The 24075-nt window shown below is 54.2% G+C and carries 17 protein-coding genes; 11 read left to right on the top strand and 6 right to left on the bottom strand.

The window, feature by feature from the left end; genetic code table 11:
- Positions 1-101: 101 nt before the first annotated feature.
- Together atoC and atoS are read right to left on the bottom strand one after the other, a co-directional pair.
- On the bottom strand, positions 102-1487 hold the full coding sequence (gene atoC / locus OGX93_RS18840; protein WP_101744037.1) for an acetoacetate metabolism transcriptional regulator AtoC: 1386 nt from the start codon (positions 1485-1487) through the stop codon (positions 102-104).
- Positions 1484-3310 carry a two-component system sensor histidine kinase AtoS gene (atoS, locus tag OGX93_RS18835; protein WP_286449210.1) on the bottom strand — a complete coding sequence of 609 codons (1827 nt, stop codon included), beginning with the start codon at positions 3308-3310 and terminating at the stop codon, positions 1484-1486. The genes atoC and atoS overlap by 4 nt, the downstream gene beginning before the upstream one ends.
- Positions 3311-3478: 168 nt before the next feature.
- Here atoS and rcsC point away from each other — a divergent pair, with 168 nt between their 5' ends.
- On the top strand, positions 3479-6325 hold the full coding sequence (rcsC, locus tag OGX93_RS18830; protein ID WP_047462396.1) for a two-component system sensor histidine kinase RcsC: 2847 nt from the start codon (positions 3479-3481) through the stop codon (positions 6323-6325).
- A 93-nt stretch (positions 6326-6418) separates the two neighbouring features.
- On the opposite strand, the gene rcsB is transcribed toward rcsC, so the two are convergent.
- Together rcsB and rcsD are read right to left on the bottom strand one after the other, a co-directional pair.
- Complete coding sequence (gene rcsB / locus OGX93_RS18825; protein WP_001061917.1) at positions 6419-7069, bottom strand: response regulator transcription factor RcsB; 651 nt, start codon at positions 7067-7069, stop codon at positions 6419-6421.
- 16 nt (positions 7070-7085) lie between these two features.
- Entirely contained in the window at positions 7086-9755 is a 2670-nt protein-coding gene (gene rcsD, locus OGX93_RS18820) for a phosphotransferase RcsD (protein WP_071260253.1), read from the bottom strand.
- A gap of 740 nt (positions 9756-10495) precedes the next feature.
- On the opposite strand from rcsD, the gene OGX93_RS18815 reads away from it, so the two are divergent.
- The 7 genes from OGX93_RS18815 to mqo all read left to right on the top strand — a co-directional run bounded on the left by OGX93_RS18815 (position 10496) and on the right by mqo (position 19829).
- Positions 10496-11623, top strand: coding sequence for a porin OmpC (locus OGX93_RS18815; protein WP_012131537.1), 1128 nt, complete (start codon positions 10496-10498; stop codon positions 11621-11623).
- A gap of 115 nt (positions 11624-11738) precedes the next feature.
- Positions 11739-12794, top strand: a complete 1056-nt coding sequence (apbE, locus tag OGX93_RS18810) for an FAD:protein FMN transferase ApbE (protein WP_200096723.1) — start codon at positions 11739-11741, stop codon at positions 12792-12794.
- Between the two features lie 79 nt (positions 12795-12873).
- Positions 12874-13938, top strand: a complete 1065-nt coding sequence (gene ada / locus OGX93_RS18805; protein WP_101744033.1) for a bifunctional DNA-binding transcriptional regulator/O6-methylguanine-DNA methyltransferase Ada — start codon at positions 12874-12876, stop codon at positions 13936-13938.
- A complete protein-coding gene (gene alkB / locus OGX93_RS18800; protein WP_115614670.1) occupies positions 13938-14588 on the top strand; it encodes a DNA oxidative demethylase AlkB in 651 nt (216 codons plus the stop codon). The genes ada and alkB overlap by 1 nt, the downstream gene beginning before the upstream one ends.
- A 75-nt stretch (positions 14589-14663) precedes the next feature.
- The gene (locus OGX93_RS18795) at positions 14664-16307 is read left to right on the top strand and encodes a multidrug ABC transporter permease/ATP-binding protein (protein WP_104868425.1); all 1644 of its coding nucleotides are present in this window, start codon (positions 14664-14666) and stop codon (positions 16305-16307) included.
- A gap of 179 nt (positions 16308-16486) precedes the next feature.
- The gene (mgtE, locus tag OGX93_RS18790; RefSeq protein WP_049009135.1) at positions 16487-17923 is read left to right on the top strand and encodes a magnesium transporter; all 1437 of its coding nucleotides are present in this window, start codon (positions 16487-16489) and stop codon (positions 17921-17923) included.
- Between the two features lie 244 nt (positions 17924-18167).
- Positions 18168-19829, top strand: coding sequence for a malate dehydrogenase (quinone) (gene mqo, locus OGX93_RS18785; protein WP_012131544.1), 1662 nt, complete (start codon positions 18168-18170; stop codon positions 19827-19829).
- Between the two features lie 101 nt (positions 19830-19930).
- Here the strand turns inward: mqo and eco are convergent, their stop codons facing one another.
- Both eco and yojO read right to left on the bottom strand, forming a co-directional pair.
- Positions 19931-20428, bottom strand: a complete 498-nt coding sequence (eco, locus tag OGX93_RS18780) for a serine protease inhibitor ecotin (RefSeq protein ID WP_134769216.1) — start codon at positions 20426-20428, stop codon at positions 19931-19933.
- Between the two features lie 165 nt (positions 20429-20593).
- Positions 20594-20761, bottom strand: coding sequence for a protein YojO (gene yojO / locus OGX93_RS22385; RefSeq protein ID WP_487490358.1), 168 nt, complete (start codon positions 20759-20761; stop codon positions 20594-20596).
- A 77-nt stretch (positions 20762-20838) separates the two neighbouring features.
- On the opposite strand from yojO, the gene napF reads away from it, so the two are divergent.
- From napF to napA, 3 genes are read left to right on the top strand one after another with little or no spacing between them, the layout of a single operon-like run.
- A complete protein-coding gene (gene napF, locus OGX93_RS18775) occupies positions 20839-21333 on the top strand; it encodes a ferredoxin-type protein NapF (protein ID WP_024130164.1) in 495 nt (164 codons plus the stop codon).
- Positions 21320-21586 carry a chaperone NapD gene (napD, locus tag OGX93_RS18770; protein WP_012131547.1) on the top strand — a complete coding sequence of 89 codons (267 nt, stop codon included), beginning with the start codon at positions 21320-21322 and terminating at the stop codon, positions 21584-21586. The genes napF and napD overlap by 14 nt, the downstream gene beginning before the upstream one ends.
- Positions 21583-24069, top strand: a complete 2487-nt coding sequence (gene napA / locus OGX93_RS18765; RefSeq protein WP_012131548.1) for a nitrate reductase catalytic subunit NapA — start codon at positions 21583-21585, stop codon at positions 24067-24069. The genes napD and napA overlap by 4 nt, the downstream gene beginning before the upstream one ends.
- Positions 24070-24075 lie beyond the last annotated feature (6 nt).

The raw sequence follows: 24075 nt of genomic DNA, 5'->3' as shown, positions 1-24075 counted from the left end.
TGAATATAAAAATTAATTTTCACAGAAGGGGGATGAGAGGGCGTGAGGCGCTATGCAGAATTTTGCGCACTGTGCAAAATTCTGCATAGCAACTTCTGGTATCAGAGGCCTGCCGGATCGATGCCGTATTCCTGCAATTTGTACATCAACGCGCGTCGGCTGATGCCCAGCATTAACGCGGTGCGCGTGCGGTTTCCCTCCTGCTGCTCCAGAACCTCCATAATGATTCGGCGTTCTTCGCGTTTAATCTCTTCTTTCAGGTTCCGTTCACCGGGTTGGGCTGGCTTTATTCCGCTGGCGTGACTCACCGACTGGCGGAACTGGGTAGGGAGGTCTTCGGCAAAAATCACCGCCCCGGTGTTCATCACCACCGCGCGCTCAATCACATTGGATAATTCGCGGATATTACCGGGCCACGGCCAGGCGGTGAGAAGTGACATAGCGGAAGGGTCAATTTCAATAATATCCCGCTGGTTTTCTGAGCTGAATTTCTGCAAAAAGTGGTTGGCCAACAGGGGGATATCTTCCCGCCGCTCACGCAAAGGAGGAAGCGTCAGATGAATCACATTCAGCCGATAAAACAGATCTTCACGGAAGGTGCCTTCTTTCACCATTTCCTGCAAATTCCGGTTGGTGGCGGCGACAATGCGGATATCAACCTGAATGGTTTGATGCCCGCCAATGCGTTCAAACTCCCTCTCCTGGAGGATTCGCAGCAGCTTAGCCTGTAACACCAGCGGCATTTCGCCTATTTCGTCCAGCAGCAGCGTTCCCTGATGAGCGCGCTCAAACAGCCCCTGACGTCGCGTTTGTGCGCCGGTAAACGCCCCTTTTTCGTGGCCGAACAGTTCGCTTTCCAGCAGTGATTCCGGCAGCGCCGCACAGTTAATCTTGATGAAGGGGCCGTTTGCTCGGCGTGAGTTATAGTGAATGGCGCGGGCGATCAACTCTTTTCCAGTGCCGCTTTCGCCGCTAATGAGCACGTTGGCCTGGGAAAGCGCGATTTTCGCGGTATCTTTGCAGATATCCATCATCCCCGGACTGTTGGTCAGGATATGTCCCCATTGCCAGCTGGTGCTCAGCGCCTGATGCAGGCTGCGGATCTCCTGCTTCATGGCCTGGAGCTGCAAGGCCCGCTGAATCAATAAGTTCAGTTCATCGAGGTCGAACGGTTTAATCACATAATCAAATGCGCCGCTGCGCAGTGCTTCTACGGCGGTTTCCACTTCAGCGTAGGCTGTCATCAGAATAATGGGGACCCGTGGATGCTGTGCGCGCATCACTTTCAGCGCTTCAATGCCGTTCATCTCCGGCATGCGGATGTCCATCAGCACCACGTCGGGCGGCGTGTCGGCAAAATGTTGCAGCGCTGTCTGACCGTTACTGGCGCACTGGGTTTCATGCCCTTGCAGCGAAAACGCGGTGGCGAGCATACGGCGAACATTATCTTCGTCATCAACGATGAGAATACGGTAGCGAGTTTTCATTCTGACGAGGTTTCCTGCGGGTTAATCGGTAAAATAAGGGTAAAGGTCGCGCCGCATCCGGGCATACTGGTAACGTATATGTCGCCCTGATGCGCATTGATGATGCGCTGACTTAACGCCAGCCCGAGGCCGGTTCCTGACGCTTTGGTGGTGAAGAACGGATCAAAGATTTTTTTCTGCAAAGCGACGTCAATACCGCAGCCATTATCTTCAATGGCGATCGCCAGATGCGTGGTCGTGTAGCGCCAGGTTCGGATACGAATTTCGCCGCGCGCGCCTATCGCCTGCACCGCGTTGATAAGCATGTTCAGGAGCACCTGTTTGAGCAGTTCGCGATCGGCGACGATCGTGGGCAATGCGGCGTTGAATTCCGTATTGAAGTTAATTCGCGCCTGCACCCCGGAAGTCTGCACCAGGATCAACGCCTCCTCGATCAGCGTATTAATGGATACCTGCTGCCACTGACTTTGTCGCGGTCGGGAGAAGTCCAGCAGTTGCTGGATGACTTTATTAATAGAATCAATTTCTTTCAGTACGACGGACAGGTACTCCTGATGTACAGGCAGATTGATTTGCTGGCGAATAATCTGCACATAACCCCGGATGGCGGTGAGCGGGTTGCGCACTTCATGCGCCACGCCTGCCATCAGTTCACCCAGCGTGGCGAGTCTCTCCGTTTGCGCCAGACGGCGCTGCGCCTCTTTACGGGCGGTTAAATCGGAAAACATCACCAGCGCGCCAATCAACTCACCGTCAGCGTTATGAATACGACTGGTGGTGACGCTGAGTTCAATTGTCCGGTCACGCGCGGGGAAGCTGACTTCCTGAGCCAGATGTTCAGTGCCGTTCTCCAGAGTGTCAAGCACAGGGCTGGAGAAATGAGGATCGGCGAACAGCGTTGCGTAGGGGCGCCCGGCCAGTTCATGCAGCGTATAACCCGTGATGGTCTCTGCGGCAGGGTTCATCGTGGTGACATTACCTTGTCTGTCGATCGCGATAACCCCATCGGCGGCGTTCTCAATAATCAGATCGTTCAGCGTCTTGGTTTCCCGCAGTGTCTGCGCCAGAGCGTTGACGCTGCGGCTGATTTGCCCCAGTTCACCGGGGAGATCGGGTAACTGGGCCGGCGTTTTCTGCGCAAGAGTAGGCAAGCCTTCAGTGATGATATCGATATTGGCGCTCAGACGGCGTGAGAAGAGAATGATCAGTAACAGGCTGCTGATAAGCCCCGCCGCCAGAACGGCAATAATACGAACATCCATTTTCCAGGCCTGTCGGCGAATATCTTCGGTCAACTCATTCGCCCAGATATAACCAATGACCTCGCCATGCCGCGCTATCGGAATCATTGAGTTGAGGATATCGCCGCGCACCTGCCGGCCTGAAAATACCACCGGGGCGTTGGTACTCATGACCTCCCGGCCAGGATGATCGGGAGCGATAGTGACCCCGACGTTGTTTTGATACAGTGCCGAAGGGGCGTAGGTGATAATGGCGTCCAGCGCCTTATTGTAATAGCCCGCGCCAATTCCCGGGAACGCGCGAGTGATGCGCTCAGTGACCGGTGATAACTGCGCATTCAGCGCGCGGATACTCTCATCGCGCGGCAGATTTTCCTGCTGGGTGAAGCTGTCGCCCAGCGCTTCATCAAGCAGATGCACGACAGCCGATAATTTTTTCTCTTTTTCAGATAAGACCGCTGATCGGCCTTCGGTTTCTACGATATAACCAATAGAGAGCGTCGGCACGATGACCATCAGGATAGCCATCAGTATCATTTGATTGCGTAAGCGTCGCGGGTAAAGCCGTCTCAGGTAGCGCATGCTGACATCCGTGTGGTCTTTATCAGGCAAACGCCGATTATCGGGGGTTGAGGCGCAGGTTTCTCAGCGGTATATCATATTCCCGCAAAGAGAGGGCATTGCGACGCCGGGCATTTACCGCTACCTTAACCACACTCTATTTATCGCCTGAGGCGGAGCTTCGCCCCTTTGAAATACCTTGCTTCCTTTCGTACAACCCTGAAAGTTTCGCGCTACCTGTTCAGAGCGTTGGCGTTACTGATCTGGCTGCTGATCGCTTTTGCTTCGGTGTTTTACATCGTCAATGCGCTGCATCAGAGAGAGTCTGAAATCCGTCAGGAATTCAATCTCAGTTCCGACCAGGCGCAGCGCTATATTCAGCGCACGTCTGACGTAATGAAAGAACTTAAATACATTGCCGAGAATCGCTTAACGGCGGAAAACGGCGTGATGTCCAGCCGGGCGCGCGACGATAAAACCGTGGTGCCCAATTTTGAGCCGCTGTTTGCCGACTCCGACTGTGCGGCGATGGGGAATGCCTGGCGCGGGTCGCTGGAGTCGCTGGCCTGGTTTATGCGCTACTGGCGCGACAATTTTTCTGCGGCCTACGATCTGAATCGTGTTTTCCTGATTGGCAGCGACAATCTCTGTATGGCGAATTTCGGCCTGCGCGATATGCCGGTCGAACGTGATAATGCGCTGAAAACGCTGCATGAGCGCATTGTTAAGTACCGCAATGCCCCGCAGGAAGAGAGCGGGAATAACCTTTTCTGGATTAGCCAGGGGCCGCGCCCCGGCATCGGCTATTTTTATGCCCTGACGCCGGTTTATCTGGCCAACCGCTTGCAGGCGCTGCTGGGCGTCGAGCAGTCCATTCGGATGGAGAACTTTTTCACGCCGGGAAGTTTGCCTATGGGGGTGACGATCCTCGATGAAAATGGTCATCCGCTGATTTCGCTGACCGGGCCGGAAAGCAACATCAGGCCGGAACCCCGCTGGATGCAGGAGCGCTCCTGGTTTGGCTACACGCCAGGGTTCCGTGAGCTGGTTCTGAAGAAAAGTCTGCCGCCATCGTCGCTCAGCATTGTCTACTCCGTACCGGTCGACCTGGTGCTGGAGCATATTCGAATGCTGATTCTGAATGCCATTCTGCTGAATGTGCTGGTGGGCGCCGCCTTGTTCACGCTGGCGCGTATGTATGAACGGCGTATCTTTATTCCGGCGGAAAGCGATGCTCAGCGGCTGGAAGAGCATGAGCAGTTTAACCGGAAAATCGTCGCTTCCGCGCCGGTGGGGATCTGCATCCTGCGCACCATTGACGGGGTCAATATTCTCAGTAATGAACTGGCGCATACCTACCTCAATATGCTCACCCATGAGGACCGGCAAAGGCTGACGCAAATTATCTGTGGTCAGCAGGTTAACTTCGTCGATGTGTTGACCAGCAACAATACCAATCTGCAAATCAGCTTTGTCCATTCGCGCTATCGTAATGAAAACGTGGCGATTTGCGTGCTGGTGGATGTGAGCGCGCGCGTCAAAATGGAAGAGTCGTTGCAGGAGATGGCGCAGGCGGCGGAGCAGGCGAGCCAGTCCAAATCAATGTTCCTTGCGACCGTGAGCCACGAGCTGCGCACGCCGCTGTACGGGATTATCGGTAACCTCGATCTGCTGCAAACCAAAGCGCTGCCGAAAGGGGTCGACAGGCTGGTTACGGCGATGAACAACTCCTCCAGCCTGCTGCTGAAAATCATCAGCGATATTCTCGACTTCTCAAAAATCGAATCCGAGCAGTTGAAGATTGAACCGCGTGAGTTCTCGCCGCGTGAGGTGATGAACCATATTACGGCCAACTATTTACCGCTGGTGGTGAGAAAACAGCTTGGCCTGTACTGCTTTATTGAACCGGATGTACCGGTTGCGCTGAACGGCGACCCGATGCGTCTGCAACAGGTGATTTCTAACCTGCTGAGTAACGCCATCAAATTTACCGATACCGGTTGTATTGTGCTGCATGTGCAGTGTGATGGCGATTATCTCAGTATTCAGGTACGCGATACCGGCGTGGGGATTCCGGCGAAAGAGGTTGTGCGTTTGTTCGATCCTTTCTTCCAGGTGGGAACCGGCGTGCAGCGTAATTTCCAGGGAACCGGCCTGGGGTTGGCGATTTGTGAAAAACTGATCAGCATGATGGATGGGGATATCTCCGTCGATTCAGAGCCCGGGATGGGCAGCCAGTTTACGTTACGCATTCCACTTTATGGCGCGCAGTACCCGCAGAAAAAAGGCGTCGAAGGGCTGGCTCAAACGCGTTGCTGGCTGGCGGTACGCAACGCGTCGCTGTGTCATTTTATTGAGTCCAGCCTGGCGCGAAGCGGTGTCGATGTGCTTCGTTACGAAGGGCAAAAACCGGCGCCGGAAGATATTCTGATTACGGACGATGTGCTGGAGCTGGCATGGCAGGGGCGTGCGGCGGTTGTTTTCAGCCGCCGCCATATTGGTATTCCGCAGGAAAGAGCGCCGGGCGAGTGGGTACACAGCGTGGCGTCGCCGCATGAATTGCCTGCGCTGCTGGCGCGGATTTACAGTATTGAGCTTGATAACGACGCGCTTGCAACGGCGCTGCCTGCGCCGGATAAAACCGACGCGACGAATGACGACATGATGATCCTCGTGGTGGACGATCATCCGATCAACCGTCGTTTGCTGGCCGATCAGTTGGGATCGCTGGGGTATCAATGCAAGACCGCGAATGACGGCGTCGATGCGTTGAACGTGCTGAGTAAAAACCATATTGATATCGTGCTGAGCGACGTCAACATGCCGAATATGGACGGCTACCGTCTGACGCAGCGCATTCGCCAGCTAGGGTTGACGTTGCCGGTGGTTGGCGTCACGGCTAACGCGCTGGCGGAAGAGAAACAGCGTTGTCTGGAGTCCGGTATGGATAGCTGCCTGTCCAAGCCGGTGACGTTAGATGTGCTTAAGCAGACGCTGGCGGTGTATGCGGAGCGGGTGAGAAAGACGCGGGCATAAAAAAGGCCGGATGGCGGTTTCGCCTTCTCCGGCCTACTGCGGTCATCAACGTCGGCCTGATAAGCGCAACGCCATCAGGCACCTGACGTTTGATCAGTCTTTGTCCGCCGGGCTCAGCGTGACGGAAGAGAGGTAATTCAGCAGCGCGATATCGTTTTCGACGCCCAGCTTCATCATCGCCGATTTTTTCTGGCTACTGATGGTCTTAATGCTGCGGTTCAGTTTCTTGGCGATTTCCGTCACCAGGAAACCTTCTGCGAACAGACGCAGGACTTCACTCTCTTTCGGGGACAGACGTTTGTCGCCATAACCGCCCGCGCTGATTTTCTCCAGCAGGCGGGAGACGCTTTCCGGGGTAAACTTCTTGCCCTTTTGCAGCGCGGCCAGCGCTTTAGGCAAGTCAGTCGGCGCGCCTTGTTTCAGCACAATCCCCTCAATGTCGAGATCCAGCACCGCGCTCAGAATTGCCGGGTTGTTGTTCATCGTCAGAACGATGATCGACAGGCTCGGGAAATGACGTTTAATGTATTTGATGAGGGTAATCCCGTCACCGTATTTATCTCCCGGCATGGAGAGGTCGGTAATCAACACATGCGCATCTAATTTAGGCAGGTTGTTGATCAGTGCTGTGGAATCTTCAAACTCGCCGACAACATTCACCCACTCGATTTGTTCAAGTGATTTGCGAATACCGAACAGTACAATCGGATGGTCATCGGCAATAATTACGTTCATATTGTTCATGTATTGGGCTACCTTGCTACAGCAAGCTCTTGACGTAGCTGTCAATGTCGCTGATGTATTTTTCTATACCTGGAGCATCTTTCTCACGAATAAGATGTTCCAGCGTTTCACATAACTGCTTGCCGGGTACCAGATTAAGCATAGCAAACACGCCTTTCAGGCGGTGGGCTGTCTGCGCCAGCGCAGCGAAATCACTGGTCGCTGCCTCAGTATACAACCTCTTAACATCATCCGGTACTGTGTCTACAAAGAGCGCGTAATAACCGCTGGCATGAAGTTCGGCGTTTTCATCTCCGCCGAGGGGCGACTCTGGAATCTCTTCCTGCGCCAGTTGCTCTTCTATCAGTTGTAGTACAGCTTCCTGCATAGCGTTGCTCATATTAAAGTTGACGCGCAGTTGGCCAGGACCCATTTTCCGCACGCCTGACTCATCATCGCTTAAAAGCAAGCCGGAGGCAGTAAGATTAGACGGATTATCAGTTAAAAAGAGATCATATTCTTGACTTATTTGCCGATCATCCGGCGTGATGCAGGTGGCTCCCCAGTTTTCCAACTGACGCAACACAATATTGCGCACGTCATTAGAGGTGACGTCAACCATTACGCAAACGTCATCCAGCAAGCGCTCTTCATCATTTACATGCTGGTCATGCGGGGTCATTTTAACATGTACGGTATAGCGCGTCCCCAGCGCATCGCGTGCTTTAATATTCAGATGCCCGCCGAGCTTACGCGCCAGCTGATCGCACAACCAGAAGGTTAACGGATTCGCTTTCCCGTAGCGGTCGCTTTGCGTTTCATTGATATACGGGAAATGGAGATTGTCGATCTCATTGAGCGTCACGCCTTCACCGGTATCCAGAATGCGGAAGGTCAGGCGTTCTTCAGCCGACTCATCCTGATCGACTTCCAGCGTGATTTTCCCAATCTGCGTGGTCGTGACCGCGTACTGGATCAGCAACAGCAGAATGCGGCGCAGGGCGTCACGGTCTCCACGGCGTTCATCGTTGGCGCTAAGGTGGTTTTTGATCAGCAGTTGCAGACCCTTGCGCTTAATCGCAGGCAGAACGTCCGGTACCACTTCGTCAATCAGATCCTGAATGGAGAACAGCGTCGGCTCGCTTTTCCAGGTATCATTCTCCAGAATATTCGCCAGCTGAATTTCATCTATCATACGCACCAGAACATCCGCCTGGTTCGCCAGCTTCTGGCTTTCCGGCGTGTCTGCGGCAGCGGCGTTGATCGCCAGTATCCGCACGGGTTCTTTCAGGGCATTGCCAATATTTTGCATAAACGCGGCGCGGCCCTGCTGGTTTTTCTCATACAGACGCTGCGCCTGCCTGAGCTTCTTGTTCACCAGCACTTCCCGGTCCTGATCGCGAATAATAAAGATCTGCGTGCGAGGGGCGACCTGGCTGCGGAACAGGCGAATTTCATACAACTCGTTATTGATCGTCGCCTGAATGATGCCCTGATGCTGCTCCGCCATGCTGGTGATGTTTTGCAGATTTAAATGCGGCAGCAAATGGTCGGCGATTTTATTGCTGATGACGGTGCGATTGGCCTCCTGGTCATGCACCAGCAGCCCCAGCGGCAGCAGGGAGACGATCTCTTCATTAATCGCGCGCAGAATACGCAGTTCATTATTTGCGGTATTGCTTGTCGCCACTTCCGTTGAACGGCCAGGCTGGTGGCGGAAGGTGGTGTAGCCAAACAGCGCCAGCGCAAGCAAGCCGATATTCAACAGTAACGGCAGCAGGATATTTTGCAGCGTATCAAGCAATAGCGTGCCGAAAGGAACCTGCCAGACCAGCCGCATATCGGTTGAGTTCAGTGCGGAAGAAATCTCAATTTTGGCGCTGTTGAAGCTGATGCTGACGCTGTCTGGAGACTCTTTCTCCGTATTACGTACCGTCGTGGTTGAGGAGTCGGGTTCCAGGCGGAAGCTGTCCAGCGGCATTCCCGGCGGGATCAGGTCGTTGATCGGCAAATCGAACGCCACAACCGTTGCCAGATGCCCCGGCTGATTAAAAGTGGTGCGCAGCGTAAAGTAATGGCCGTTTTGCCACGCCAGACGACGTAACGAAGAGAAGCTTTCGCGTTCATCCAGCGCATTCGCCTGTTGCAGCATCTCCGCCCGACGGGAATCGACAATATTGCCAATCGCAGACTCTTTAAAGCCGGAGGAGAGATCCTTGAGCGGCAGGGTGGAGATGAGAATCAGGCTGTTGTCCTGCCCGTTCAGATAATACATCGACCAGGGCACGTTCTCCGCGCCCCACAGCGTATCAAGATAGGTGGAAATCCGCTGGGTCATTTCCAGCGTTGAGCTGTCATGCGAGCCAAAAATAAGCGCTTCGGTCTTACGGCGCGGTTTTTCAAGGTAGTAGACGTCTTGTTTCAGACGCGTTTCCTGCAAGCCCTCGCTCGTGGATGGGCTAGCCGTTGCGGCAATGTTGTCATAGATTTGCCAGGTCACGTAGCGCCAGGTGTCTACGCGCTTATGAATAGCATGGGTGATATCGACAATCTGATAGCTCTTGTCTTTCAGCCAGGCGTTGACCGCGCTTTGCACCATCACGCCCATCGTTACAAGTAACACAATGATCAGTAATAAGAAGAAACGGGTAATGCTTCCCGGCAGAAGGGAGAATCGGGTAGAAACCGTTGTATCAGACTGACTCATTCGTGTTTATGACCTGTTAAAACAACGCTAAAGAGGAAAGGGCAGTATAAAGGGTACTGTGTGAATTTCCATACTCTCGCTCATCAGACACGCTGCATTTTTCCTCCCGCGCCGCGAAGGCGTTTCCCTAAGCAAAACGTGTACAGCGTTGGCGCAGATGTATAAATATAAACACAATGAAATAAAATTTAGCACTAAATAACAAGAAATTATTTGTTGGCATGACTGGTGATTATCACGAGGGGGGTAGTAAACCGTTGTGATTATTTAAATTCGGTAGCACAAGAAGATAAAAGTTGTGTAAAGAAGGGTAAAAAAAAACCGAATGCGAGGCATCCGGTTGAAATAGGGGTAAACAGACATTCAGAAATGAATGACGGTAATAAATAAAGTTAATGATGATAGCGCTGACTATTTTAGTTGCGAGTGAAGATTTTGTTTTATCATTCAGTGCTATGATTTTCATGAATATAATGCATTGAATTATAATGAAAAATAAATATGTTTTGATGATTCGTGCTTATTTGTCCCATTTTTTGCTTTTAAAAAAGTTCCATGCCATTAATAATTTGAAACACCTATGGCGATAAATGAAACATTTTAAAGATTTTAGTATCATATCCGTGTTGGATTATTCTGCATTTTTGCGGAGAATGAAATTGCCGACTGGTTAAGAGGGTTAATCAGTATGCAGTGGCAATAAAAAAGCAAATAAAGGCATATAACAGAGGGTTAATAACATGAAAGTTAAAGTACTGTCCCTCCTGGTACCGGCTCTGCTGGTAGCAGGCGCAGCAAATGCGGCTGAAGTTTATAACAAAGACGGCAACAAATTGGACCTGTTCGGTAAAGTCGACGGTCTGCACTATTTCTCTGATGACGATGGCAACGACGGCGATCAGACCTATATGCGTCTCGGCTTCAAAGGCGAAACCCAGGTTAACGATCAGATCACCGGCTACGGTCAGTGGGAATATCAGATTCAGGGTAACGACGCTGAAACCACTAACAACTCCTGGACCCGTGTGGCGTTTGCTGGTGTGAAATTTGGCGATGCAGGTTCCTTCGACTACGGTCGTAACTACGGCGTAATCTACGATGTAACGGCCTGGACCGACGTTCTGCCGGAATTCGGCGGCGACACCTACGGCGCGGATAACTTCATGCAGCAGCGTGCTAACGGCCTGGCAACCTACCGTAATACTGACTTCTTCGGTCTGGTTGAAGGTCTGAATTTTGCGTTGCAGTATCAGGGTAAAAACGGCAGCGCCAGCGGTGAAAACGACGTTGCGGATGGTCGTAGCCTGCTGAAACAGAACGGCGACGGCTTCGGCGGATCTCTGACCTATGATATCGGCGAAGGCTTCAGCGTTGGTGGTGCAATCACCTCTTCCAAACGTACTGCTGACCAGAATTCGGCTGGCGTATACGGCAGCGGCGATCGTGCGACCGTTTATACCGGTGGTCTGAAATACGACGCTAACAACGTTTACCTGGCAGCGCAGTACTCTCAGACTTACAACGCAACCCGCTTTGGTTCTTCCCAGAACAGCCGTAGCGACTCTTATGGCTTCGCTGATAAAGCGCAAAACTTCGAAGTGGTTGCACAGTACCAGTTCGACTTCGGTCTGCGTCCGTCCGTGGCTTACCTGCAATCTAAAGGTAAGGACATCTCCAACGGCACCACCAACTACGGCGATCAGGATATCCTGAAATACGTTGATGTTGGCGCGACCTACTACTTCAACAAAAACATGTCTACCTACGTTGATTACAAAATCAACCTGCTGGATGACAACACCTTTACCCGTAACGCGGGTATCAGCACTGATGACATCGTTGCTCTGGGCCTGGTTTACCAGTTCTGATTGCGGACAATGTCAACTAAAGGGCCTGCGGGCCCTTTTTTAATGCGTTTTTTACGGCGTACAAATAGCGATTTTTGGTGTACTCTTGCGCGCGTTCGCATGAGGATAATCACGTATGGAAATGACCTTTTGTCGGGCAGCGCTGCTGGCCACGACGATCTTTTTTGTGGGGTGCGATGATGCCCCAAAACCGGCTGATACAGCGTCACCTGCTGCAACCGTACTGGAAGGGAAAACGATGGGCACCTTCTGGCGGGTCAGCGTGGTGGATGTGGACGCCAGCCGTGCTGAGGAATTACGTAACAGAATTCAGACGCAGCTTGATGCCGACGATCAGTTGTTGTCCACGTACAAAAATGACTCGGCGCTGATGCGCTTCAACCATTCGCAGAGTCTTTCTCCCTGGCCGGTTAGCGAAGCAATGGCCGATATCATTACCTCGGCGCTGCGCATTGGCGCGAAAACCGACGGCGCGATGGATATCACCGTGGGGCCGCTGGTGAATCTGTGGGGGTTCGGCCCGGAGCAACAGCCGCTACATGTTCCCACACAGCCGCAGATTGACAGCGCAAAAGCAAAGACCGGGCTGCAACATCTGCGGGTCATCAATCAGGCGCGACAGCAATATCTGCAAAAAGATATGCCGGATCTGTTCGTCGATCTCTCAACCGTGGGGGAAGGGTATGCGGCCGATCATCTGGCGCGCTTGATGGAACAGGAAGGCATTGCCCGCTATCTGGTCTCCGTCGGCGGCGCCCTGAACAGTCGCGGCATGAATGCACAGGGGCAGCCCTGGCGTGTGGCGATCCAAAAACCGACCGATCAAGAAAACGCGGTACAGGCGATTGTCGATATTAACGGGCATGGCATCAGTACCTCCGGCAGCTACCGTAACTATTACGAACTGGACGGGAAGCGCCTGTCTCACGTTATTGATCCGCAGACCGGGCGTCCCATAGAACACAATCTGGTCTCCGTGACGGTTATCGCCCCGACGGCGCTGGAAGCGGACGGCTGGGATACCGGGTTGATGGTGCTCGGCACGGAAAAGGCCAAAGAGGTGGTGCGCCGGGAAGGGCTGGCGGTGTACATGATCATGAAAGAGGGCGAGGGTTTTAAAACCTGGATGTCGCCGCAGTTCAAAAGCTTCCTCGTGAGTGATAAAAATTAAAAAGCAAGATTTCGGGTTTTCGTGCGCTGACTTACGGACACACTGAGACTAAGCACTATGCTTAATGAAGGAGTCCATGATGAAAAATCTCTCACGCATAAATGACGATGCCCGCTGGCAGTCGGTGCTGGATCGCGATCCTGACGCCGATGGTCAGTTTGTTTTTGCGGTACAGACCACCGGCATCTTTTGCCGACCGTCCTGTCGGGCAAAACACGCGTTGCGGCAAAACGTTCGTTTCTTTGCCAGTGCGGAGCAGGCGCTGGCCGCAGGATTCCGCCCCTGCAAACGCTGCCAGCCAGACAAAGACAACGCCCGACAGCATCAGCTGGATAAAATCACGCACGCCTGTCGTTTACTGGAACAGGATGCCCCCATCACGCTGGACGCCCTGGCGCAGCAGGTGGCAATGAGCCCATTTCATCTGCACCGGTTGTTCAAAGCCACGACGGGGATGACGCCAAAAGCCTGGCAGCAATCCTGGCGCGCCCGCCGTCTGCGCGATGCGCTGGCGAAAGGTGAGACGGTAACGCAGGCGATCCTGAACGCCGGTTTTCCCGACAGCGGCAGTTACTATCGCAAAGCGGATGAGACGCTCGGCATGACGGCGAAGCAGTTTCGTAAGGGCGGCGATAATCTCCCCGTTCGCTATGCCCTCGCGGATTGTGCGCTGGGACGCTGCCTGGTTGCGGAGAGCGAGCGGGGAATCTGCGCGATTTTGCTGGGCGATGATGATGCCGGGCTTATTGCCAGCCTGCATGAACTGTTTCCCGCCGCGCAGGATGAACCCGCTGATCGCCCTTTCCAGCAGCGCGTGCGCCAGGTTATCGCCAGTATTAATGCACGCGATATGCCGCTGTCACTGCCGTTAGATATTCAGGGCACCGCGTTCCAGCAGCAGGTCTGGCAGGCGCTGCGCACGATTCCCTGTGGGGAAACCGTCAGCTATCAGCAGATCGCCAGCGCAATCGGCAAGCCGAAGGCGGTTCGTGCCGTTGCCAGCGCCTGCGGGGCAAATAAACTGGCGATTGTGATCCCGTGCCATCGGGTGGTGCGCGGCGACGGCGCGCTATCGGGTTATCGTTGGGGCGTGGCGCGCAAGGCGCAGCTTCTGCAACGAGAGGCGCGACATGAGGATAAATGATGCTGGACTTATTTGCGGATGCTGAACCCTGGCAAGAGCCGCTGGCGTCCGGCGCGGTTATCTTGCGCCGTTTCGCCTTTCGCGAGGCGCCATCGCTGATTGAGGCCATCGCGGCGGTCGCCGCGCAGTCGCCATTTCGCCAGATGGTGACGCCCGGCGGCTATACCATGTCGGTGGCGATGACAAATTGCGGTCAGCTCGGCTGGACGACGGATCAGCACGGATATCTCTATTCTCCCGTCGATCCGTTAACCGGGCGGCGTTGGCCGCCGCTGCCTGAGGTCTTTACCAGCCTGTGCCATCGCGCGGCGATCGCGGCGGGCTATGCTGATTTTCAGCCGGATGCCTGTCTTATCAATCGCTATACGCCCGGCTCAAAGTTGTCGTTGCATCAGGATAAAGACGAACCGGATCTGCGCGCGCCGATTGTGTCGGTTTCTTTGGGCCTTCCGGCCATTTTTCAGTTTGGCGGCCTGCGTCGTAACGATCCGTTAAAACGCCTTTTGCTGGAGCACGGCGATGTGGTGGTCTGGGGCGGTGAATCGCGGCTGTTTTACCACGGCATACAACCGCTTAAAGCGGGCTTTCATCCGCTGACGGCGGACTGTCGTTACAACCTGACGTTTCGCCAGGCGGGTAAAAAAGAATAAAAATAAGAATTATTATTGCTGTCGGCGTTGAGATGTTTAAACTGCGGGCTGTTATTCCTTGCCCGGGTTGTATGAATGGAACTACTTCTTCTTGTCTGGCGGCAGTATCGCTGGCCATTTATCAGCGTGATGGCGCTCAGCCTCGCCAGCGCTGCGCTGGGGATTGGCCTGATTGCCTTTATCAATCAGCGCCTCATCGAAACGGTGGATACCACGCTGATGGTGCTGCCGGAATTTCTCGCGCTGCTGCTTTTACTGATGGCGGTGACGCTGGGCTCCCAACTGGCCTTAACCGCGTTAGGGCACCATTTTGTCTATCGCCTGCGCAGCGAATTTATCAAACGTATTCTGGACACGCAGGTTGAGCGCATCGAACAACTGGGCAGCGCCTCGCTGCTGGCAGGGTTAACCAGTGATATCCGCAACATCACGATCGCGTTCGTGCGCCTGCCGGAGCTGGTTCAGGGGATCATCCTGACGGTGGGTTCCGCCGCGTATCTGGCGATGTTATCCACCAAAATGCTGCTGGTGACGGCAATCTGGATGGCAATCACCATCTGGGGCGGGTTTGTGCTGGTGGCGCGCGTGTATAAGCACATGGCGACGCTGCGCGAAACGGAAGATAAGCTGTATCAGGATTTTCAGACGGTGCTGGAAGGGCGCAAAGAGCTGACCCTGAACCGTGAGCGCGCGGAACATATCTTTAACCATTCGTATATCCCGGATGCGAAAGAGTATCGCCACCATATTATTCGCGCCGATACGTTCCACCTGAGCGCCGTTAACTGGTCAAACATTATGATGCTGGGCGCGATTGGTCTGGTGTTCTGGATGGCGAACAGCCTGGGCTGGGCGGATACCAACGTGGCGGCGACCTATTCGCTGACGCTGCTGTTCCTGCGCACGCCGCTGCTCTCTGCGGTTGGCGCGTTGCCGACGCTGCTCACCGCGCAGGTGGCTTTCAACAAGCTGAATAAATTTTCGCTGGCGCCGTTTAAAGCGGAATTTCCTCGTCCTGACGCCTTTCCTGACTGGAAAACGCTGGAGTTACGCAATGTCGTTTTCCATTATCAGGATAATGCGTTTTCAGTCGGGCCGATCAACCTGACCATCCAGCGCGGGGAACTGCTGTTTCTGATTGGCGGCAATGGTAGCGGGAAATCGACGCTGGCGATGCTGCTGACGGGGCTGTACCAGCCTCAGTCAGGCGAAATTTTACTGGATGGCAAAACGCTTTCCGCAGAGCGTCCTGAGGACTACCGGAAACTCTTTTCCGCTGTGTTTACCGATGTCTGGCTGTTTGATCAACTGCTGGGGCCGGAAGGCAAACCGGCCAAAGCGGAACTGGTGGAAAAGTGGCTTGAGCAACTGAAAATGGCGCACAAGCTGGAGCTACGCGATGGCCGGATTCTGAACCTGAAGCTGTCGAAAGGGCAGAAAAAGCGCGTGGCGTTGCTGCTGGCGCTGGCGGAGGAGCGTGACATCATTCTGCTGGATGAATGGGCCGCCGATCAGGACCCGCATTTCCGCCGTGAATTTTATCAGGTGCTGCTGCCGCTGATGCAGGAGATGGGCAAAACCATCTTTGCGATCAGTCATGACGATCATTACTTTATTCACGCCGATCGCCTGCTGGAAATGCGTAACGGGCAGTTGAGTGAACTGGTCGGCGATGAACGCGACGCCGCCTCCCGCGATGCGGTTGCGCGTACCGCCTGATCCTGTAGGCCGGATAAGGCGTAGCCGCATCCGGCTTAATTGCCCGATGGCGCGACGCTTATCGGGCCTGCCATTCCCTGCATGATGCTGATTTTTTATCCACTCGCGGCGCCGTTTATTGTTATTTACATAACCTCGCGCCATGCTTAATGGCATCTCATTTCATGGATTTATGATTAATGTCCGCAATGACCAAAAACAGCGCCAGACTGCGCGATGAAGAGCGTGCGCGTCTTATCTGGCTGCTCACCACCGATAAAGCGATTATTTCCGCCCTGTCAGGCAAGCTCACCCTGGCTGAGCAATATGATGTCGGTACGCTGGCCGACGATATTGCTGAGGTAGGGGCGCTGGTGGCTCACCTGCCGCCGCCGGACCTGGCGGATACCCTTGAAGCGCTGCCTTCCGAAGAACGTCATGCCTTATGGCGGCTGGTCGAGAATGAAAAACGCGGCAAAGTGCTGCTGGAAGCGTCCGAAAACGTCTGGGATGACCTGATTGATGAAATGACCGACCGCGCGCTGTTGGACGCGCTGCAATACCTCGACATTGACGAACAGATTTATCTCGTTCAGCACCTGCCGCGTAACCTCACCGGGCGACTGCTGGCGACGCTGCCGCCGGAGGAGCGCGCCCGCGTCCGTCAGGTTATGCACTACGAGAAGAATCGCGTCGGGGCGATCATGGAGTTCGAGGTCATCACCGTGCGCCCGGACGTGACGCTGGAGGTGGTGCAGCGCTATTTACGCCGTCTGGGAAAAATGCCGGAAAACACCGACAAACTCTTTGTAACGAACCGGAATAAAATACTGGTCGGCGAGCTGTCTCTGACGCGTATTCTGCTCAGTGACGCGCAGCGTAAAGTCAGCGACGTGATGGATGACGATCCGCTGACCTTTGCCCCGGAAGATATCTCTGAGAATGCGGCGCGCACCTTTGAACGTGACAACCTGGTCAGCGCCGCCGTGATCGATCCTTCCGGCAAACTGATGGGACGCCTGACCATCGATGAGATCGTTGATGTGGTCTACGAAGAAACTGACACCGATCTGCGTCGCATGGGGGGTCTGAGCGCCGAAGAAGATGTCTTTGCGCCCGTCGCCAAAGCGGTAAAAACCCGTTGGGCATGGCTGGCGATAAACCTGTGCACGGCGTTTATCGCCTCCCGGGTGATCGACGGCTTTGAACACACGATCTCGCAACTGGTGGCGCTGGCTTCTCTCATGCCGATTGTCGCCGGGATTGGCGGCAATACCGGGAATCAAACCATTACCATGATTGTTCGCGCGCTGGCGCTGCAAAATATTCAGCCCGGCAACCTGACCTTTCTCATTTTGCGTGAAATGGGGGTGGCGCTGGTCAACGGCCTTGTCTGGGGCGGCATCATGGGCGGCGTGACCTGGTGGCTCTATGATGATATCGCCCTTGGCGGCGTTATGACGCTGGCGATGGTGCTGAATTTACTGGTGGCGGCGCTGATGGGCGTGATCATCCCGATGACGATGGTAAAGCTCGGGCGTGACCCGGCGGTCGGCTCAAGCGTGATGATTACCGCCATTACCGATACCGGCGGTTTCTTTATTTTTCTGGGGCTGGCGACGGTATTTCTGCTTTAACCGCCTGATTATGCCTGATCATCCGTAGCAGCGAAAGCATGGCGATTAGCGATGCGGGAATGCTGTTGCCCCGTTAATTGTCAATAACCTTATAAATATTCAACGTATTACTAACGTTTTTAAAATCTTAATATAATTTATAAACAATATTTAAATCTTTTACCTGAAGTGTTAACGTTGATGCCGCTCGATTTTCACCTGCAAAAAGCAAAAAAAACGATACTAAAAGTAAGGCATTAACATTATGAAAAAAGTGACTGCCATGCTCTTCACCATGGCTGTGGGGCTGAATGCTGTCTCGATGGCGGCAAAAGCGAAAGCGACTGAAGAGCAGGAAACGGATGTACTGTTGATTGGCGGCGGCATCATGAGCGCCACGTTGGGAACCTATTTGCAGGAGCTGGAACCGGAGTGGTCAATGACCATGGTTGAGCGACTGGATGGGGTTGCACAGGAGAGTTCCAACGGCTGGAACAACGCCGGAACAGGCCACTCCGCGCTGATGGAACTGAACTACACGCCGAAAAAAGCCGACGGTTCCGTCAGCATCGAAAAGGCAGTCGACATTAACGAAGCCTTCCAGGTTTCCCGCCAGTTTTGGGCGCATCAGGTACAGAGCGGCGTTCTGCACGAACCACACTCGTTTATCAATACCGTTCCGCACATGAGCTTTGTCTGGGGCGATGATAACGTCAATTTCCTGCGCGCCCGCTATACCGCGTTGCAGCAGAGCACGCTGTTCCGCGGTATGCGTTACTCCGAAGATCATGCGCAAATTAAAGAGTGGGCGCCGCTGGTCATGGAAGGTCGCGACCCGAAACAGAAGGTTGCCGCGACCCGCACTGAAATCGGTACTGACGTGAACTACGGGGAAATCACGCGTCAGCTGGTGGCATCGTTGCAGAAAAAACCGAACTTTGCGCTGCAACTGAATACCGAAGTCCGTGGATTTAAACGTAACGCGGATAACTCCTGGACCGTGACCGTCGCCGATCTGAAAAACGGTGAAGCAGAACATGCGATTAAGGCGAAATTTGTCTTTATCGGCGCGGGGGGCGCGGCGCTGAAGCTGTTGCAGGAGACGGGCATTCCTGAAGCGAAAGATTACGCGGGATTCCCGGTTGGCGGCCAGTTCCTGGTTTCAGAGAACCCGGATGTGGTTAACAACCACCTGGCGAAGGTATACGGCCAGGCGTCGGTCGGCGCACCGCCGATGTCCGTACCGCACATCGATACCCGTATTCTGGATGGCAAACGCGTCGTGCTGTTTGGGCCGTTCGCGACGTTCTCCACGAAGTTCCTGAAAAACGGTTCGCTGTGGGATCTGCTGAGTTCGACCACGACCTCTAACTTTATGCCGATGGTTAACGTAGGGATGGATAACTTCGATCTGGTGAAATACCTGATTAGCCAGGTGATGCTGAGCGATGATGAACGCTTTGAAGCGCTGAAAGAGTACTATCCGCAGGCGAAGAAAGAAGACTGGCGTTTGTGGCAGGCGGGCCAGCGCGTGCAGATCATCAAGCGTGATGAAGACAAGGGCGGCGTACTGCGTCTGGGCACTGAAGTGGTCAGCGACAAAGACGGTACGATTGCCGCGCTGCTGGGCGCGTCTCCGGGGGCATCCACTGCTGCGCCGATCATGCTGCATCTGATGGAAAAAGTGTTTAAAGAGAAAGTGGCCAGCCCGGAATGGCAGGCGAAGCTGAAAACGATTGTTCCGTCTTACGGGACTAAGCTGAACGGCAATATTGAGGCCACGGAACAAGAGCTGCAATACACCAGCGACGTTCTGGGGCTGAAATATGACAAGCCGCAGGTGGTGGACGAAGCGCCAAAACCGCAGCTTAAGCCGCAGGTTCAACCGCAGCCGGCGCATAAAGCTGTCGCGGATATCGCGCTGTAAAAACGTATTGCGGCATGCCGGATGGCGCTGCACTTATCCGGCCTACAACGAGCAATATGTAGGCCAGATAGGCGGTACGCCGCCATCCGGCAAAACGTTCCTTAACGCGCCACTGCGTCCTGTACTTTATCTTCCGCTTTCCAGATACGGTATTTCACCTCCACGTTAGCCGGGGTGTACACCACGATCGGCAGTTTGCTGTTATAACGCACCATCCCGGCATCGCCCAGATAGGCCGTCACAAACTTCTGCTCTTTCTTGCCATCCGGGCAGGCCATCATGGTAGAAACCGGGGAGGTTACTTTATCAAAGACGTAGTAGTCGTAACCCCAGCCTTCCAGCGTTTTGCTCGCCAGTTCGCCGCCAAGACGGTGATGGTTGCAATCCACTTCCAGCGTCTGGCCGATCAGCAGTTCCACTTTCAGGGTAGACTCATCTTCCTGGGGAGTAAGCTGGATAACCTGGCGCTTCATCCCTTTTTCCGCTTTCGGATACGGCGCGATTTTTTCCAGAGGTTGCGTATTGGCATCGCTGGTCGCCGCCCATGCGGAGGTACTGGCGAAAGCCGCTAACAGTACAGCAGGTACAATTGTCTTCATTTTCGAGTTCACAGCGTTTCCTTTCTTCTGTCTTCTGAACGATTCCCGGCAGGTTAACACATTCATATTGGCTATTAATCTAAATTTACTTATATTTTAAGATGGTTAATTGAGTGTTTACTTGTTTGATAGCGATATATTCCATTTCTTACACGTTAAATAGGATTATTCTCCAATTAAGCCTTTCGTTATATACTTATTGATATAACCCTTTGAAATGTGAACAAAAGCACATTCAGATACGCTAACCCCACACTCTTTTGATCCGGCGACAGCATTTACCCCAATCGGGGTATGCACCTCTAACACATCCTGAAATATCTTACCGATCATAATAATGACTTAGTGGTAGTGCGGTTTATTTAGTCGTTCACCTTCCGGTGTGAGCGTCGTGATGGAAGGGCGATGTCATGGTTGATCTATCCCGTCGAGGAATACTGACAGGCAGTTGGCGCAAAGCCAACAGCGGGCTCCGTCCGCCCTGGTCTGGGGACGAATCACACTTCCTGACGCACTGCATCCGTTGTGACGCCTGCATTCAGGCATGTGAAACCGACATTTTACAGCGGGGGCAGGGCGGCTATCCGGGCGTTAATTTTAAGCAGGGTGAATGCAGCTTTTGTTATGCCTGCGCGCAAGCCTGTCCTGAATCACTCTTCCTTCCGCGCCACACCAGGGCCTGGGATCTGAACTTTACGATTGGGCAGAATTGTCTGGCGTATCAGTCCGTTGAGTGTCATCGCTGCCAGGATAGCTGCGAACCACTGGCGATAACGTTTCGCCCCACGCTGTCAGGCATTTATCAGCCGCAACTCGACAATCAGGCATGCAGCGGATGCGGGGCGTGTGTCGCCATTTGCCCGACATCAGCGATCAATGCGGAGTACAACCATGCAGCACAGTAACTGGCAGGTCTGTAGCCTGGTCGTCCAGGCCAAAAGTCAGCACATCACCGACATCAGCACGCAATTGCACCAGTTTCCGGGCTGTGAAGTCGCGTTGAGCGATGTCGACAGCGGTCAGTTGATCGTGGTGGTGGAAGCAGAACACAGCGGAACGCTGATGCAAACAATTGAGTCGGTACGCAACGTTGCGGGCGTGCTGGCGGTGTCGCTGGTTTATCACCAGCAGGATGAGCAAGGTGAGGAAACACCATGAAACTCAGTCGTCGTAGCTTTATGAAAGCTAACGCCGTTGCGGCCGCTGCGGCGGCTGCCGGGCTAAGCGTGCCGGGCGTCGCCCGCGCAGTGGTTGGTCAGCAGGAAGCCATCAAATGGGACAAAGCCCCGTGCCGTTTTTGCGGAACGGGTTGCGGCGTGCTGGTCGGTACTCAGCAGGGCCGTATTGTGGCCTGTCAGGGCGATCCTGATGCGCCGGTCAACCGTGGCCTTAACTGCATTAAGGGCTACTTCCTGCCCAAGATTATGTATGGCAAAGACCGTTTAACGCAGCCGATGCTGCGCATGAAAGACGGCCAGTACAACAAAGAAGGCGAATTTACCCCAATCAGTTGGGATCAGGCTTTCGATGTGATGGAAGAGAAATTTAAGGCCTCTCTGAAAGAAAAAGGGCCGGAAGCGATTGGTATGTTTGGTTCCGGGCAGTGGACGGTCTGGGAAGGTTATGCCGCCGCGAAGCTGTTCAAAGCCGGTTTCCGTTCCAACAATATCGACCCGAACGCGCGCCACTGCATGGCGTCGGCGGTGGTGGGCTTCATGCGTACTTTTGGTATGGATGAGCCGATGGGGTGCTACGACGATATCGAACAAGCCGACGCCTTTGTGCTATGGGGCTCTAACATGGCGGAGATGCACCCGATCCTGTGGTCGCGCATCACCAACCGCCGTCTGTCCGATCCGAACGTTAATGTCGCGGTTCTCTCAACCTTCCAGCATCGTAGCTTTGAGCTGGCGGATAACGGCATTGTCTTTACGCCGCAAAGCGATCTGGTGATCCTCAACTATATCGCCAATTACATCATTCAAAACAATGCGATAAATCAGGATTTCTTCAGCAAATACGTCAACCTGCGTAAAGGGACGACCGACATCGGTTATGGTCTGCGTCCAACGCATCCGCTGGAAAAAGCGGCGAAGAATCCGGGCTCCGACGCCTCTGAGCCGATGAGCTTCGACGAGTACAAAGCGTTTGTCGCGGAGTACACGCTGGAGAAAACCGCAGAAATGACCGGCGTGCCGAAAGATCAGCTGGAGCAACTGGCGCAGCTGTATGCCGATCCGAAGAAAAAAGTGATCTCCTACTGGACGATGGGCTTTAACCAGCATACGCGTGGCGTATGGGCCAACAACCTGGTGTATAACCTGCACCTGTTGACCGGCAAGATCTCCCAGCCAGGCTGTGGTCCGTTCTCCCTGACCGGTCAGCCTTCCGCCTGTGGTACGGCGCGTGAAGTTGGGACATTCTCCCACCGCCTGCCTGCGGACATGGTGGTCACTAATGAAAAACACCGTGATATCTGCGAAAAACACTGGCAGATCCCAACGGGCACCATCCCGGCGAAAATCGGTCTGCACGCCGTAGCGCAGGATCGTGCGCTGAAAGACGGCAAGCTGAACGTCTACTGGGTGATGTGCAACAACAACATGCAGGCCGGGCCGAACATCAATGAAGAGCGTATGCCGGGCTGGCGCGATCCGCGTAACTTCGTCATCGTCTCCGATCCGTACCCGACCGTCAGCGCGCTGGCCGCTGACCTGATTCTGCCAACGGCGATGTGGGTGGAGAAAGAAGGGGCCTACGGTAACGCTGAGCGTCGTACCCAGTTCTGGCGTCAACAAATTAAAGCGCCGGGTGAAGCGAAATCAGACCTGTGGCAGCTGGTGCAGTTCGCTCGTCGTTTCAAAACGGAAGAGGTCTGGCCGGAAGATCTGCTGGCGCAAAAACCAGAACTGCGCGGCAAAACCCTCTACGACGTTCTGTTTGCCACGCCTGCGGTCAGCAAATTCCCGCTGACCGATCTGGCGGAAGACCAACTGAACGATGAATCCCGTGAGCTGGGTTTCTACCTGCAAAAAGGGCTGTTTGAAGAGTACGCCTGGTTTGGTCGCGGACACGGCCACGATCTCGCGCCGTTCGATGATTATCACAAAGCGCGCGGTCTGCGATGGCCGGTGGTTGATGGTAAAGAGACCCAGTGGCGTTACAGCGAAGGCCATGACCCGTATGTCAAAGCGGGAGAAGGCTACAAGTTTTACGGTAAGCCGGACGGCAAAGCGGTGATTTTCGCCCTGCCGTTTGAACCCGCCGCGGAAGCGCCGGATAAAGAGTATGACCTGTGGCTCTCTACCGGTCGCGTACTGGAGCACTGGCACACCGGCAGCATGACGCGCCGCGTGCCTGAGCTGCATCGCGCCTTCCCGGAAGCGGTGCTCTTTATTCATCCGCTGGACGCGAAAACGCGTGACCTGCGCCGTGGCGATAAGGTCAAAGTCATCTCCCGCCGTGGGGAAGTGATTTCGGTTGTTGAAACGCGCGGGCGTAACCGTCCGCCGCAGGGACTGGTGTACATGCCGTTCTTCGATGCCGCACAGCTGGTGAACAACCTGACGCTGGATGCGACGGACCCGCTCTCTAAAGAGACGGATTTCAAGAAGTGCGCCGTCAAACTGGCGAAGGTGTAACACACC

The sequence above is a fragment of the Citrobacter sp. CK195 genome (genome assembly GCF_030333365.1).
GTDB lineage: Bacteria > Pseudomonadota > Gammaproteobacteria > Enterobacterales > Enterobacteriaceae > Citrobacter_B > Citrobacter_B koseri.
The sequence above is the reverse complement of the archived record's forward strand: the minus strand, read 5'-3'. Positions and strand labels throughout refer to the sequence as shown.